This is a genomic window from Paenibacillus sp. NPDC101420 (assembly GCF_050277435.1).
Classification (GTDB): Bacteria; Bacillota; Bacilli; order Paenibacillales; family Paenibacillaceae; genus Paenibacillus_AQ.
This window is the reverse complement of the sequence record NZ_JBNNSE010000003.1, coordinates 234,916-249,148: the sequence shown is the minus strand read 5'-3', so window position 1 is coordinate 249,148 and position 14,233 is coordinate 234,916. Positions and strand designations below refer to the sequence as shown.

The following is a 14,233-nucleotide window of genomic DNA, read 5'->3' as shown; positions in this document are numbered from 1 at the left end:
TACAACAAAATGTTAAATCAAACTGTGAGTGTTATGTATCTATCCTTGGACAAAAAAGAGATATCCTTACGCCTTTGGCGAGCGGGATATCCCCTCTGTATCAGTTATTTATTCATTCATACGTTCCCAAAAACGATGGGCAGTAATTGCCGCGACAAGGCTGGCAGCGAACACCTCTCCGCCATCTCCAATGATTACACCCGGACTGCTTCTATGCTCGGCCGTTTCAAGTAGTTTAGCATTTTCAGTAGTCACCGCTATGGGCTTAAAGTGAGAATAGGCTTGGTTCAGGAATTGCGCTGTATCTTTATGGAATTTCTTATGTTCCGAATTTCCACCAGCTGCATAAATTGCATCAAAGAGCACCGAATCTGTCGTGGATAAGGTATGAATGACTTCAAGCTCTGTCCCCTTCGAGCCTTTAATAAATCCAAGCTTATCACTGATTATTTCTGGTTGGATCCCGGCTCTCATAAGCGTATCCAGAACAGGCATCACCAAGTCTTCATCAAATCTGTCGCCTATAATCACACCTATTTTACGTGTGTTTGGGTGCTTCTTCGTATTTGCCTGACTTAGTGCCGGGGAGATTTGAGCTACCTCGGAACCCCCTGTTTTCGGTGAAGTCGCTCCAATAGCTTCTGCTACAGGCACAGCAAGCTCTAACGTAACGTTCGCGAGCATATCTACAACCTGCTGCCGGACAGACTTACTCTTTACCTTCCCGAGCTCGAATGAATAGGCTTCAATAATATGCGCTTTTTCTGGAGCACTCATGCTGTTCCAGAACAGCTTGGCTTGTGAAAAATGGTCTTCAAAGCTTTTGCTCCGGCTACGCACCTTACGGCCCTCAACCTTCTCCTGATAATGTACATAACCACCTGCATCCTCTGTTGCAGGTGCAGGCGTATTGTTAGCAAGCGAATTATTGTGATAGCTCACTGAACCCTGATTAATCGTCTGCCGTCCATACCCGTCACGTTGATTGTTGTGGAAAGGACATACCGGTCTATTGATCGGCAACTCATGGAAGTTAGGACCGCCAAGCCGAATTAGCTGAGTATCCGTATATGAGAACAATCTGCCCTGAAGCAGTGGATCATTGGTGAAATCGATGCCTGGAACCACATGTCCAGGGTGGAAAGCTACCTGCTCCGTTTCGGCGAAGACATTATCCACGTTGCGGTTCAAGGTCATTTTCCCAACAATCTGTACAGGTACATCTTCCTCTGGCCAGAGCTTTGTAGGATCCAGCACGTCAAAATCAAACTTAAATTCATCTTCTTCACTTAGAAGCTGAATGCCCAATTCGTATTCCGGAAAGTTGCCGGCTTCAATCGATTCCCATAAATCACGACGATGAAAGTCAGGGTCCGCTCCTGATATTTTCTGAGCTTCGTCCCACACTAAAGAGTGTACACCGAGCACTGGTTTCCAGTGGAATTTAACAAAATGGGCTTTTCCTTGCTCATTAATCAACCTGAAAGTATGCACCCCAAACCCTTCCATCATTCTGAAGCTACGTGGAATAGCGCGGTCCGACATCAGCCACATTGCCATATGGGCCGATTCTTGGTTATTGGCTATGAAATCCCAAAAGGTATCGTGAGCCGATGCGGCCTGAGGCATTTCATTGTGCGGCTCAGGCTTAAGCGCATGTACTAAATCTGGGAACTTGATCGCATCCTGAATAAAAAAGACGGGCATATTATTTCCGACTAAATCGTAATTCCCTTCCTCTGTATAGAATTTGGTAGAGAATCCGCGGGCATCCCGCACCGTCTCGGCTGATCCCCGTGATCCGGCTACCGTCGAGAATCGGACAAATACCGGTGTCTTCACAGAGGGATCTTGAAGGAATTTCGCCTTTGTATATTCTTTCAGTGATTTATATACTTCAAACTCACCATGAGCAGCAAATCCACGTGCATGCACGATTCGCTCAGGGATTCGCTCATGATCGAAATGCGTCATTTTTTCCCGGAAATGAAAATCTTCCAGTAAGGTTGGGCCCCGATCACCCGCTTTTAAGGAGAACTCGTCCTCTGATACTTTTAAACCCTGGTTCGTTGTTAAGGTGTGACCTTCATCCTTACTGCGAAACTGTTCCAGTTGCTCATTCTTGCTTTTTCCGTTCACTTTTTGATGTTCACTCATTAACAATGGCTCCTTCCAAAGGTAAAGTAAATATTATCATGTATCTCTTACCCTTTAGGAAAGTTTGGCAAACAAAAAAAGGCGGAATTCCGCGAAGCCATAGCTCCCGAAAATCCGCCTATTCCATCTAATTCTGACCTAACCCTTGATCCTACGATACGTCGCTTCATCGGAAACAACATACAATCTAGCATCCTTAGGAATAGCCTGATCCAGCTTTCGATTGATACTTAGATCGCTACGATCCGCCAATAAGGTTGCACCTTGCAGAAGCAGGCTCTGAAACGCGTCCCCATAAGTCTTCCACGTAGTATTCACTGGAATCTCATAAATATCATCACCATATTTACGGCTCAGCAGCTGCGTTATCACCTCAGAGTTGCCCTCTTGCAGTGCAGAACGAACAGCCAGTCTGGAGATGGCATCATGCGAAAGAACGAACTCGTTTACTTGGACATGCCTGAAATTCTGAATATTCTTCTCTTGCATTATTTCTACAGTCGTATGTACTTGTGGTGCAATGCGCTCAATGCTAGAGGCAATTAACAAAGATTTGCCGTCGATCAGCGATGCTTCATCAATCCTTGTGTCCCCGAACACAATGGCTGCTCTTGCTTCATGGATGTTAGCCTTAAGAAGAATCTCATCACCGGAGGCATCGCCACTTATAAAGTGAACTTGATCCATATGCTCCAGAGGATGACTTCCTGTCTCATCAATGATGACAATGTGGCATTTCGGCGAATAGCATAGAATCTCCTCTACGGCAGCTTGTGCTTTCTTACTCCAATTAATCAGAATCACATGATCCTTTCCCCGAAAGCTCAACGTTCCCGCTCCTCTCCTTCTCTGCACCTCCGCAATGGAGTCAATAACCTTACCGATAACCAAGCTGAGGAGGCCGATACCAAAGATATATAGAAACATGGTAAACAGCTTTCCAACTACGGTCTCTGCAAAATAATCCCCATACCCTACGGTCGCCATCGTTGTCATGACCCAATAAAATGCATTAAACCAACTGTGAAACGTACCCGGCTCGATCAGGTAAGCAATCGACGCACTAAGAACTATAAAGATCAGAATGATTAGCCCTATCGTCCGTTTACGTAACCGCATCATCTTGGTGGAAATTCTCAGAAACAGATGCATCTGCCCACCCCTTCTTCACATCAAGCAAAACGACTCCGGCGTCCTTTAAGGACAGTAAGCGTTTATGCGAGAAATATAGGCTGCCACTCGACGGATGGATCGGGGCAACCTTTGTCTTTATCCTATTTCAAGTTGAAACTAAACAATCAAACTGCTAATCGCAAATGCAGTCCCAATAAACACCAAGCAAAGCATAGTGCCTACAGCCACATTCCCTTTCTCCAGATGCTCTGAAATCTTAAAGGTTGGGGTTGCCAATTCAAAGATCCAATAAGCCGCTATCAAGCACACATAACCTACCGCAAACCAAATGATCATGTGCAAAATGGAGGTATTCGTATACGCCGCTACGCCAATAATAATAGCCGTTGCCAGAAACTTGCCGCCTAAAGCCAAAGCTACAGCCACATTGCCTTTCTTCAGCTCCTCCATATCTTTAAACGGAGTCATTAAACCAAAGATCACCATGCCTAACACTTGCAAAAGAATAATCACAAACACACTCACTACCAAATTAACCACCATCGTCACTTCGCCCACCCCCGAAATTTCGCATAAGCCGAATCATAGTCGGCAAAATCATGTACTTCCTCAAGGACTACGGAAGCGGTTTTCTTTTTCTCTAATGCGGTATAGCGTTCATCATCAATCGGCTGCTTAATCCGATTTCCTGAAGGGAGCTCAAGCACCGCAAAGTTTCTTGTCTTATCCTTATACTTAGTCTTGTATACTCCTACAAGATCAACATCAGTGGTTACCGATACTTTAAGATTGGTAAGATCCTCTGCTGCCGTTTTTTCATCTGCATAAGACTTAATCGTGCTCCATGAAGACAGGCGAACTTCATTCTTCTGATCAGCATCCGTGATTAACTCGGCGTCCATGAACTGAAGTGTCCAAATTTTATCGCCAGTAGCATAATTCCCATCATTCGGGAGCAGTTCATTATCCGGCAAAACCGTCATGTCACTCCCAATTAAATCCCCTACGGTACTCTCTACCACCCGGTAGTCCCACGGTACCCGTGCTACACTATCTGAAGTTTGAGCTGTTCCTGAATCAAATACACTGCCCTGATTACTGGAACATGCGCTTAGCAACAGTACCGTCAAAAGCATCATACATAAGACTCCGATTCGGGCTTTCTTGCTCTTATCCAATTATCTCACTCCCAACGCAATAAAATGACTGGCATTGCCTGTAATCAATCCGCCCGCTCGGCCGAGCATACCACAAGGCTTCCCGTTAATCACGAACATGCCTGTCAGTAGATGAAATTCACCCTCTGATGTCGTTATCCGTGCTAAATCAGCTCTTTTTTGATACACAGTGGGGAAGAGCTGACTACTGTCATAACCGTCTTCATCTTCAAGCTCTAGCGCACCGCTATCATCAAACATGCGCACCGAACCCCCTTCACGGCCAAAAACAGATTTGGACACAAAGTTCCCTGAGAATACAGGCTTATTATAAGTAGGCAAAATATAGCGCGAGATCGTCTCTCGCTCTTCCTTGTCGAATAGCAGGCCCAGCTCATACATTCCCCACACCGCTGCAACCAGCCCCTTGGATTGGAGCAATATACTGTGAGGACCATTAAAGAGCTGAAGATTCCCTTGCTCTACCGCATAGGCGAGGGCATCACCGCCTTCATCCACAGCCATCCACTCTTTAGGATATAGAGCGAACATCCGCTCGATCACACGGTCCTCCCCATCCTTGAGAATTCCGTTGTCGACCCACAGATCAAGACAATCCACACGCTGGATATCGAGACCACTGTGCTTCACTAATGCTTCTATCGTACCTGAATCTTCAAGATGAGATCCATAAGCCACACAAGCTGCGGTATCCGGACGTTCTACCTGCCAAGCTGCCGCAACTTGTGCCTTCATCCCTTGATTTGGACTCTGCATTCCAGCTTGCTCACAGATCCATGGTGTAGCTATCGAGGCTTCCACATAACCTGTTGGGGTATCCGCATTCAGTTCGAGCAGCTTAATCGTCCCATCATGGGCTATGGCAAAGTCAAATCTGGCATACCGACTAATGAATCCTTCTTCTGGCATAGGACATCCGTCAAGCATCTCCCAAAGTACAGGGGGAATCCCAAGCAGTTCATACAAATCGCGCTTTAGATGAACATAGCGAACCGCTTTATCGAGAATGGCCCAGAGTTTTGATGAGGCTTCTTCAAGCTCCTTATAAGTGTCCCTTTGCATTAGAGCAATTGCATCCAACCAGTACTCTTCATCCTCAAGATCAGCCCAAGTGAACCCGAGTTCATATAACGCTTTGACCCGTGGACCTCTTTCAAGCTCAGACTGATCTAGAATTTCAAATACACTCTGCTGCTCACTCATCCGCCAAAACCACTCTTACTTGAGCCTGATCTCGAAGAGGACTTCGAGCCTGAGCTAGATTTAGAGTTCTTCGAAGAGTTTAATCCGCTGGAAGTGCCACCGATTCCATTTTTTGAGGAAGAACCTCTTCTCGTAATGGAGCCTGTGGAGGAAGTCGATGTTTTGGGCTTTACAACAGAACCGGGAACCTTCTTATTCTGGAATTTCTCACTGCTATAGGTAGGCGGCTTATAAGTTGTTCTCGTGCCTCCATAATAAGTTGGACGGTCCTTAGACCATCCTCTGGAAGAGTAATTGCCACCACTGTTAAACAGCATGTGATATAGCAGCAAGTCATCCCAACCAAAACCTGAATGATATCCACCATAGTTATTCACTACCGTCGTTCCATTATTGGTTACAACACCTTGGCCTTCCTGTTCTACCTCTTGTGCACCTTCCGGATATGGAATATTCCAATCCACATTTTTGTCAAAATAGGCTTTAACCTCTTCGGTAGACCAGGACACTAGCTGTGGTTCATCTCCAGAAGTATTTGCACTAGCCCCTGCGCCGCCAGGAATAAACATAGCATTCGCTAACAAAGCTATGCCTAGCGAAGTAGATAATACTCGAATGGGCTTACCATCAGAAGTGAATAATTTGGATACCGCTAATTCCTTATCCTTTTCATCTTTAGACATCGTAAGGTTCTCCTTCCCTTATCTCAATCATTCGTTGTGCATCGGAACAAGTAAAAGCTCCAGCTTGCCTTCATCTACATTCAGCCGTCCTTCAACCGTTTCATATTCAACACTGCCAACCACAATATAATTGACATGCTCTAGCGCTGCGATCATATTCATGCTCCACGTGCGTTCCTCAATGACTCGCAGCCCGCCTTCCGGCATTTTTTCAAATAAGATTACATTCATCCCATTGTCCATTATTACCATTCCTTCCTTAGTTCTGCTATAGCATCTGATACGTCTTTATTACCTTTTCGTTTCAGTTCTAGGTGTGCATAGACTGCCCAACCTTACTCTTGGCGTTAGAACGTCTATATATAAGAAGAATTCCTAACGAGCATAAGCAAACGAGGAGCAACACGCCGTATACATGCTGATATGCTTTTGCAGGGGAGATATCACGCTGAGCATGCAGCAAAAGCCCGCAGACTGCAACAGATACAGAGCCTCCGAAGAATTGAACCAGCTGTAAAAGCCCCATACCAGAACCAATCCAAGTCCTTGGAAGAACTATAGAAGTTTCATTGTTTAAGGATGCCATCGTAGCTGAGAAAGCGGGAGAGAAGCATAGATAACCTAGCAGCAGTACTACAGGTGATACAGAAAGATTCAGGGCAAACACAGCCATAACGGCTGCAAGTATACAATGTCCAATCACTAAGAAGCGTATATTACCGTACCGATCAATAAAACGTCCCACATAACGGGTCAGAAATGCAGATAATAGCGCTCCCGGTGCGATATACAAACCAATCATCAGCGCTGATTTATCAAACAGATTAGCGAGCGCAAGCGGCATCAGGAACAAGTTCCCTAGGTTCAGCACCAGAATACAAAAGCCTATGGCAACCAGTTTCAAGTAACCCGGCATGGTAAGCAGCTGTGGATTAATGAATGATTCCTTGGCCTTCTTCAGATGTACGGTATGCACGATAATAGACACTACACCCACCGCTAGCCATACAAGCGACTGGGTAGTTACAGCTACCAGCAGACTTGCTGCATTTACCACGGTCAGCGCCGCCCCCAGGATGTCAAAGCTTGCAGGCTGTGGCTGTTCCTTAGGCAATAACCGCAGTAGTACCGGCAGCACAATAAGCACAAGGCAAGTTATGCCGAACAATCCGTTCCAGCCAAAGTACTGGCTGATGACACCTCCGACAATAGGGCCCAAACCAAAGGCCATTGCACTACCCGCCGAGATCATCGCAATAGCAGCGCCGCGTCTTTCAATCGGAACATAGCGACTGGCGAGTACAAGCCCCAATCCAGCCATAGATCCGGCGCCCGCAGATTGTAGGATTCTTGTAATCAATAGCATATTAAAGTCATGTGCGAACAATCCAAACACTGATGCTGTCCCAAGCGTAATTAAGCCAATGGTCAAGAGCTTGCGAATCGGCACCAAGTCGGATAACCGGCTATAAATAACCGTCGACAACGCATATCCAATCGAATAGCTGGAAATGACCCATGAGCCTAGGTCAGCAGAAAGTTGGAGATCCTGAATAATGGTTGGAAGCGATACATTAAACATCGTTGTGTTCATCACTACAATAAAGAGGCACATCGTCCATAATGGCATGACAATTTTATCATTCATTCCTACTTTCTCATTCATTCCTACTCCATCCCTGTCCTAATTTATCTATACATGCTCAACTAATTTTATGCCTATAAAAAGAGGTTGGCAATTAGAAGAGGGAATTACTTGCGCCACATCAATCCACACTCCCGTTCGATTATGATCTCCATTCTCCGCAATATATACTTGTAGTGTTTCAATCAGACCCGGCTTGTGATAATGATAAGATCTTAGAGGTATATTATATCGCGCATGAACTAGGAAAAGAGTGTTCACAAGAGTTCGCATAGAGAATTTCTAAATAGGAGGTAGTAGCCATGAGGGGTTTGACAAAAGAAGTTGCGATGGAAATTGTTCGACGTACGATGCATGTGATTGGGTACAACGTCAATGTTATGGACAAGCGAGGACGAATTATTGGGTCTGGAGATGGTAAGCGGTTAGGGCAATCACATGAGGGTGCATTACTCGCGATAGAGCGTCGTGGCAGATTCGAGATTGATCAGGAGAGCGCCGCTAGATTGCAGGGGGTATTGCCCGGCACGAACCTTGTTATTGAGTTTGAGAATGAGATTGTTGGTGTTATTGGGATTACTGGTGATCCCAAGGAAGTGACGAAGTATGGTGAATTGGTGAAGATGACAGCGGAAATGTATCTTGAGCATATGAAGCTGTTAGAGCAGGCTCAATGGGACAAACGAATGAAGGAGAATTTCCTGCTCGCGGTGATGAATGGCGATGAGGGGAACGTACAAACATTGCGACATCAAGCACAGCAGATTCATTTTCAGGTGGATAAGCCTCATATCGCATGCATCATTGAATTAATTAATCGTAATGAAGAGGATCTAATGGCAACAATGAAGCGGGTAACTGATGTATTAGAAGGACGCCCGGCTGTTCAATTGATTACCATTCGTAATGCCAGACAAGTTGTTCTGGTCAAGGAGCATCTCCATGAGCGGAAGCCGCATACGGATATATGTGAAGGAATTCACCAGATAAGACGTTGGTTAGATGAAAAGGAGATTTCTCCACTACGTATCGCGGTAGGCAAACCTTTTACAGGGATTCAAGGGATGATGAAGTCCATTCAATCCGCAGAAGATACGATGCGTGCAGGCTATGCAATATATCCGGATGAGCCGGTTTATTATGCAACGGATCTGCAACTGGAGACGATGGTCGTTCCGAGTGTACATAATTGGATGTCGGAGGAGTTGCTGCAGCTATGGGCGCATTTTGTGGAGGAGGATCGTAGTGGTGAGCTTCAGCAGACATTAGATCTATTTTACTTCGAAAGTGGGGAGCAACAGCATATCGCTGAACGACTGCGCATTCATCGGAATACGTTACGCTACCGACTCCAGCGTATAACCGAGCTCACAGGGAAGGATCCAAGAAATTATCAGGAGCTGTTCCTACTCATGAGTGCGCGTTGGTTATATTTGTTGGAGCATTCTGCTATGTCTTGTGATGAATAAGAGGATATATGTGCATATGCACAAAAAAAGACATCAATCGATGCGAAATGTTTATTTCTCCGCCTAATGAAACGCTTACAAATATTCGCTAAAGTATAGGTATGAGCTCAAACCACATATCGATATATACAACTCTGTGTAAAACTGGGGAGGAATAACTCATGACAGTGAGTGTAAGCGTTTTAGGTGCTTTAGCTGCATTGGTTGTGGCAATCGTTCTAATATTGAAAAAAGTACCGCCAGCCTACGGCATGATGATCGGTGCGTTAGTAGGTGGTTTAATCGGCGGCGTGAGTATGGTGGATACCATTACGCTGATGATGGATGGTGCCAAAGGGATGATTCCTGCCGTGCTTCGCATCTTGGCAGCAGGTGTGTTAGCAGGTGTATTGATTGAATCAGGCGCGGCGAAAAAGATTGCAGAGACGTTGGTTCAGAAGGCCGGCGAGACACGGGCATTACTCGCATTAGCCTTAGCAACAATGGTTCTTACAGCGGTCGGTGTATTCGTGGATGTAGCTGTTATTACTGTAGCACCCATTGCATTAGCTATTGCACAACGTGCGAATCTATCGAAATTGGCAATCCTGATCGCTATGATCGGCGGCGGTAAAGCCGGTAACATCATGTCACCAAACCCGAATGCGATTGCCGCATCAGATGCATTTCACATTCCATTAACTTCGTTGATGGCAGCAGGTATAATCCCAGCTGTATTCGGGATTATCGTAACGTACTTCATCGCAAAGCGCTTAAACAATAAAGGCAGTAAAGTAGAAGCTTCTGAGGTAACGAATAATCCGAATGAGCAGCTTCCAAGCTTCTTTACAGCCTTTCTAGCTCCACTTGTAGCCATTATCTTGTTGTCCCTTCGTCCAATTGCAGGCATCGTAATCGATCCAGTTATCGCGCTTCCAGTAGGAGGTATCGTAGGCGCCATTGCAATGGGAAGATTTAAGAAGTTAAATGAGTTCGCTGTATTTGGTCTTGGTAAAATGACGGGTGTAGCCGTCATGTTAATCGGGACAGGTACACTAGCTGGTATCATTGCAAATTCGCAATTAAAGGATGTTATTATCGACGGCCTTACTGCATCTGGCCTACCGGCATACTTGCTTGCTCCAATCAGTGGTGCGTTAATGTCTCTTGCAACAGCATCGACAACAGCAGGCACAGCCGTAGCAAGCTCTGTGTTCGGCTCCACCATCATGGGACTTGGCGTAGCTTCGCTTGGAGCAGGGGCAATGATTCACTCTGGTGCGACTGTATTAGACCACATGCCTCACGGCAGCTTCTTCCACGCAACTGGTGGCAGTGTGAACATGCAGATGAAAGAGCGTCTGAAATTGATTCCTTATGAAACCGCAATTGGTCTAACACTAGCGATCGTTTCGACATTAGTATTCGGTGTATTCCAATGGTTCCTATAACAACTGTCGAAGCATAAACAACACAAAAGGATGTGAAGAGCATGAAGTTTGTTTTGGCACCAGATTCATTCAAAGAAAGTATGACAGCAATGGAAGCCTGTGAGGCCATAGAACGAGGACTTCGTTCCTCTTTTCCCGATGCAGAATATATTAAAGTTCCGATGGCAGATGGCGGCGAAGGTACGGTTCAGTCACTCGTCGATGCGACAGGCGGACGAATTGTACATTGTGACGTAACAGGGCCGCTCGGTCACCCTGTGAATGCATTTTATGGCATTATGGGAGATGGAAAGACCGCGATTATTGAGATGGCAGCTGCTTCTGGACTTGGGCTTGTGCCGAAGGAAGAGCGTAATCCGTTGATCACCACGACAAAGGGTACAGGAGAGCTTATCGTTCATGCGCTGAATGCAGGCGTACGTTCTATTATTATGGGTCTTGGTGGCAGTGCAACCAACGATGGCGGTGTAGGCATGGCACAAGCGCTTGGATTCCGCTTCCTGCGAGAAGATGGAACGGAGATTGGATACGGTGGAGGATCCCTAATTGAAGTTACCCGTATTGATAGTGATCATGTAGATCCGAGACTCCACGGTGTACAAGTGGTAGCCGCATGTGACGTAGACAATCCGTTAACTGGTGAGCGCGGGGCATCCGCCATCTTCGGTCCGCAAAAAGGTGCAACACCCGACATGGTGAAGCAATTGGATGCAAATCTTGCACGTTTAGCAAACATCATTGAGCGCGATCTCGGCAAAGAAGTGAATGATACAGCAGGTGCAGGTGCAGCAGGTGGACTAGGTGCTGGCGTGATGGCCTTCCTAGGAGCCAAATTGAAGCGAGGCGTGAACATCGTCGTCGATGCCATGAAGCTTGCGGATAAAGTGAAAGATGCCGATTATGTCATCACAGGCGAAGGGGGTATGGATAGCCAAACCGTCTATGGCAAAACACCGATTGGTGTTGCCAAAGTAGCACAAGCCGCCGGTGTACCTGTTATTGCCTTAGCGGGTTCCCTCGGTACTGGCGTAGAAGCCGTGTACGAGCATGGTATCGATATGTTCTTCTCCATCGTGCCTGGAGTATGTACGTTAGATAAAGCGCTCACCGATGCTTCCTTCAACATGGAGCGCACCGCGCGCAATATAGGTACATTAATCAAACATAGTAAACGTTAATCATAAGAAGAAACGAAGTTGTCGTCCATGAAAGACGTTAATCGTTTCTAGAGAAAATATAAGGATTTTTTAAAGCGTGGAATAATATATTATTATATTTAAAAAAAGATCTGACCCGTGCATGAAGCCGAGTCAGATCTTTTATTTCGTCTTTGCAGGTAGTCTAGGTTTGTACTTCACCTAGTCTGAGCCTTTTCATCAATCCAATAAAGTTTAGGAGACTTGAGATTCCTTAGCAAGAACAGGTACGGTGTTATCCTCTACCTGCACATCATCCTTTGTCTTGGAGAGGACAATGTTCAGCACAATCGCTGTAAGCGAACCGGATACGATACCGTTCTGTAGCAGCATCCGCGCAAATTCAGGCAGCTCTGCGAACATTGCAGGAAGTGTTGCTGAACCTAAGCCAACAGCAATACTGCAAGCAGCAATCAGTAAATTACCATCCTTACGGAGATCCACATCGGATAGAATGGATATCCCGGAAACGGCAACCGATCCGAACATGACAATCATGGCTCCACCAAGTACGGCATTCGGTACAATCGTCGTCAAGGCAGCCAGCTTAGGCAGGAGTCCTAGTACAATCATGATCCCGCCAGCGGCAAAAATAACATTACGGGTCTTAATGCGAGACAGCGAAATCAAACCCACATTTTGAGAAAAAGCAGTGTATGGGAAAGCATTAAAGATTCCGCCCAGCATAATTGCTACTCCCTCGGAACGCAGTCCGTTTACGATCTGCTTCTGTTCAACTTTCTGATCAATTACTTTACCAACTGCAAAATAAACCCCAGTAGACTCCACCATACTAACAATATTAACGATGATCATAGTGAAGATTGCAGTAAGACTGAACTCAGGCCATCCGAAGTAGAACGGTTGTGCGATGCTTACCCAAGAAGCGTCACCTACCGTAGAAAAGTTAACGATACCCATTCCATAAGCAATCGCTGTACCCACCACAAGACCTACCAGAACTGAGATCGAGCGCAGGAATCCAGTTGCGAAACGATTAACTGCTAAAATGACAAGTAATGTAATTAGTGCAAGCAGCAAATTGCGGGGTTGTCCAAAATCAGCGCTGCCTTCTCCGCCAGCAACGTTATTCATGGCTACTGGAATAAGAGATAACCCGATAATGGTCACGACAGAACCCGTTACAATGGTCGGGAAGAACTTCAGCAGCTTCCCATAAAGCGGGGCCGCAAGAACAACGAACAAACCGGAAATAATGATCGCACCGTACGCAGTCGCCAGATTATGTGTCGAGGCAATCGCAATAATCGGGCCAACGGCTGTAAAGGTACATCCAAGAATAACTGGGAGCCTGCTACCAAAATACTTGGTGCCCATTATTTGCAGCAGTGTAGCCAATCCGCAAGTGAACAAATCGGCTGCAATGAGGTAAGCCATTTGAGTCCCATTTAGCTTCAAGGCACCCCCAACAATCAGCGGTACAATTACTGCTCCTGCATACATGGCTAGGACATGCTGAAGACCTAACGTAAATACCTTTTGCTTGCTTAACATCCCGCACTCTCCTTGATTTTCTCTAATGAGCTTTCATTATCAATGAAGTGAATTTCACCTGGTGACATAGATGCAATACGGGCCAAGGCATGGACTTCTATGCCTCTGTTCTCCAGAAGGCTTCGGCCTTCCTGGAAGCTCTTTTCAATGACACAACCGACGCCAAGGAGCTCTGCTCCCGCCTCTTTTACGATATCAACCAATCCCACAAGTGCAGCACCAGTAGCGAGGAAATCATCCACAATAAGCACTTTGTCATTCGCTCCAAGATATTTCTGGGAGACGCTGACCAGGTAATCCTCTTGGCGAGTAAAGGAATGAACAGGTGCTGAGTAGACAGCCTCTGAGAGCGTTACTGCTTTCTTTTTCTTCGCATAAACAAACGGTACACCTAATGCAATCGCAGTAGCCATGGCAAACTGAATCCCACTAGCTTCAATAGTAATTACTTTCGTGATCGGTTGATGACCGAACAACTTTTTGAACTCCTGACCGATTTGCAGCGCTAGCTCCGTATCGACCTGATGATTCAGAAATGAATCTACCTTCAATACCGTATCTGATAAAATAAGACCCTCTTGTCTAATGCGCTCTTGAAGTACTTTCATCGTGAACTAATCTCT

General features: G+C 45.9%; 13 protein-coding genes. 3 read left to right on the top strand and 10 right to left on the bottom strand.

The features are described from left to right. Positions 1 to 108: 108 nt before the first annotated feature. The 8 genes from ACQKMP_RS16400 to ACQKMP_RS16365 all read right to left on the bottom strand — a co-directional run bounded on the left by ACQKMP_RS16400 (position 109) and on the right by ACQKMP_RS16365 (position 8,021). Entirely contained in the window at positions 109 to 2,157 is a 2,049-nt protein-coding gene (locus ACQKMP_RS16400) for a catalase (protein ID WP_427469965.1), read from the bottom strand. A gap of 138 nt (positions 2,158 to 2,295) precedes the next feature. Further along, entirely contained in the window at positions 2,296 to 3,309 is a 1,014-nt protein-coding gene (locus ACQKMP_RS16395) for a potassium channel family protein (RefSeq protein WP_427469963.1), read from the bottom strand. A 138-nt stretch (positions 3,310 to 3,447) separates the two neighbouring features. Beyond that, the gene (locus tag ACQKMP_RS16390; RefSeq protein ID WP_042192771.1) at positions 3,448 to 3,840 is read right to left on the bottom strand and encodes a DUF350 domain-containing protein; all 393 of its coding nucleotides are present in this window, start codon (positions 3,838 to 3,840) and stop codon (positions 3,448 to 3,450) included. Next, a complete protein-coding gene (locus tag ACQKMP_RS16385; RefSeq protein ID WP_179085796.1) occupies positions 3,837 to 4,430 on the bottom strand; it encodes a hypothetical protein in 594 nt (197 codons plus the stop codon). Before ACQKMP_RS16385 ends, ACQKMP_RS16390 begins: the two co-directional genes overlap by 4 nt. A 39-nt stretch (positions 4,431 to 4,469) precedes the next feature. After that, complete coding sequence (locus tag ACQKMP_RS16380; protein ID WP_427469961.1) at positions 4,470 to 5,672, bottom strand: glutathionylspermidine synthase family protein; 1,203 nt, start codon at positions 5,670 to 5,672, stop codon at positions 4,470 to 4,472. Continuing rightward, a complete protein-coding gene (locus tag ACQKMP_RS16375; RefSeq protein WP_149645450.1) occupies positions 5,669 to 6,355 on the bottom strand; it encodes a hypothetical protein in 687 nt (228 codons plus the stop codon). The genes ACQKMP_RS16380 and ACQKMP_RS16375 overlap by 4 nt, the downstream gene beginning before the upstream one ends. 27 nt (positions 6,356 to 6,382) lie before the next feature. Beyond that, positions 6,383 to 6,598, bottom strand: coding sequence for a hypothetical protein (locus ACQKMP_RS16370; protein ID WP_042192779.1), 216 nt, complete (start codon positions 6,596 to 6,598; stop codon positions 6,383 to 6,385). 67 nt (positions 6,599 to 6,665) lie between these two features. Next, positions 6,666 to 8,021, bottom strand: coding sequence for an MFS transporter (locus tag ACQKMP_RS16365; RefSeq protein ID WP_427469958.1), 1,356 nt, complete (start codon positions 8,019 to 8,021; stop codon positions 6,666 to 6,668). A gap of 281 nt (positions 8,022 to 8,302) precedes the next feature. Here ACQKMP_RS16365 and ACQKMP_RS16360 point away from each other — a divergent pair, with 281 nt between their 5' ends. From ACQKMP_RS16360 to ACQKMP_RS16350, 3 genes are all read left to right on the top strand, one after another. Beyond that, on the top strand, positions 8,303 to 9,469 hold the full coding sequence (locus ACQKMP_RS16360; RefSeq protein WP_427469956.1) for a sugar diacid recognition domain-containing protein: 1,167 nt from the start codon (positions 8,303 to 8,305) through the stop codon (positions 9,467 to 9,469). Positions 9,470 to 9,630: 161 nt separating this feature from the next. Beyond that, a complete protein-coding gene (locus tag ACQKMP_RS16355; protein ID WP_341051195.1) occupies positions 9,631 to 10,899 on the top strand; it encodes a GntP family permease in 1,269 nt (422 codons plus the stop codon). Between the two features lie 41 nt (positions 10,900 to 10,940). After that, on the top strand, positions 10,941 to 12,077 hold the full coding sequence (locus tag ACQKMP_RS16350; RefSeq protein ID WP_427469954.1) for a glycerate kinase: 1,137 nt from the start codon (positions 10,941 to 10,943) through the stop codon (positions 12,075 to 12,077). 213 nt (positions 12,078 to 12,290) lie between these two features. On the opposite strand, the gene ACQKMP_RS16345 is transcribed toward ACQKMP_RS16350, so the two are convergent. Both ACQKMP_RS16345 and ACQKMP_RS16340 read right to left on the bottom strand, forming a co-directional pair. Beyond that, positions 12,291 to 13,610, bottom strand: coding sequence for a nucleobase:cation symporter-2 family protein (locus tag ACQKMP_RS16345; protein ID WP_042192787.1), 1,320 nt, complete (start codon positions 13,608 to 13,610; stop codon positions 12,291 to 12,293). After that, entirely contained in the window at positions 13,604 to 14,218 is a 615-nt protein-coding gene (locus ACQKMP_RS16340; RefSeq protein ID WP_339799366.1) for a xanthine phosphoribosyltransferase, read from the bottom strand. The genes ACQKMP_RS16345 and ACQKMP_RS16340 overlap by 7 nt, the downstream gene beginning before the upstream one ends. Positions 14,219 to 14,233: the final 15 nt, after the last annotated feature.

Bases quoted from the DNA above. Each gene is read 5' to 3' on its own strand.
- ACQKMP_RS16400 (WP_427469965.1), bottom strand. From the start codon at position 2,157: ATGAGTGAACATCAAAAAGTGAACGGAAAAAGCAAGAATGAGCAACTG.
- ACQKMP_RS16395 (WP_427469963.1), bottom strand. From the start codon at position 3,309: ATGCATCTGTTTCTGAGAATTTCCACCAAGATGATGCGGTTACGTAAA.
- ACQKMP_RS16385 (WP_179085796.1), bottom strand. From the start codon at position 4,430: ATGATGCTTTTGACGGTACTGTTGCTAAGCGCATGTTCCAGTAATCAG.
- ACQKMP_RS16380 (WP_427469961.1), bottom strand. From the start codon at position 5,672: ATGAGTGAGCAGCAGAGTGTATTTGAAATTCTAGATCAGTCTGAGCTT.
- ACQKMP_RS16375 (WP_149645450.1), bottom strand. From the start codon at position 6,355: ATGTCTAAAGATGAAAAGGATAAGGAATTAGCGGTATCCAAATTATTC.
- ACQKMP_RS16370 (WP_042192779.1), bottom strand. From the start codon at position 6,598: ATGGACAATGGGATGAATGTAATCTTATTTGAAAAAATGCCGGAAGGC.
- ACQKMP_RS16365 (WP_427469958.1), bottom strand. From the start codon at position 8,021: ATGAATGAGAAAGTAGGAATGAATGATAAAATTGTCATGCCATTATGG.
- ACQKMP_RS16360 (WP_427469956.1), top strand. From the start codon at position 8,303: ATGAGGGGTTTGACAAAAGAAGTTGCGATGGAAATTGTTCGACGTACG.
- ACQKMP_RS16355 (WP_341051195.1), top strand. From the start codon at position 9,631: ATGACAGTGAGTGTAAGCGTTTTAGGTGCTTTAGCTGCATTGGTTGTG.
- ACQKMP_RS16350 (WP_427469954.1), top strand. From the start codon at position 10,941: ATGAAGTTTGTTTTGGCACCAGATTCATTCAAAGAAAGTATGACAGCA.
- ACQKMP_RS16345 (WP_042192787.1), bottom strand. From the start codon at position 13,610: ATGTTAAGCAAGCAAAAGGTATTTACGTTAGGTCTTCAGCATGTCCTA.
- ACQKMP_RS16340 (WP_339799366.1), bottom strand. From the start codon at position 14,218: ATGAAAGTACTTCAAGAGCGCATTAGACAAGAGGGTCTTATTTTATCA.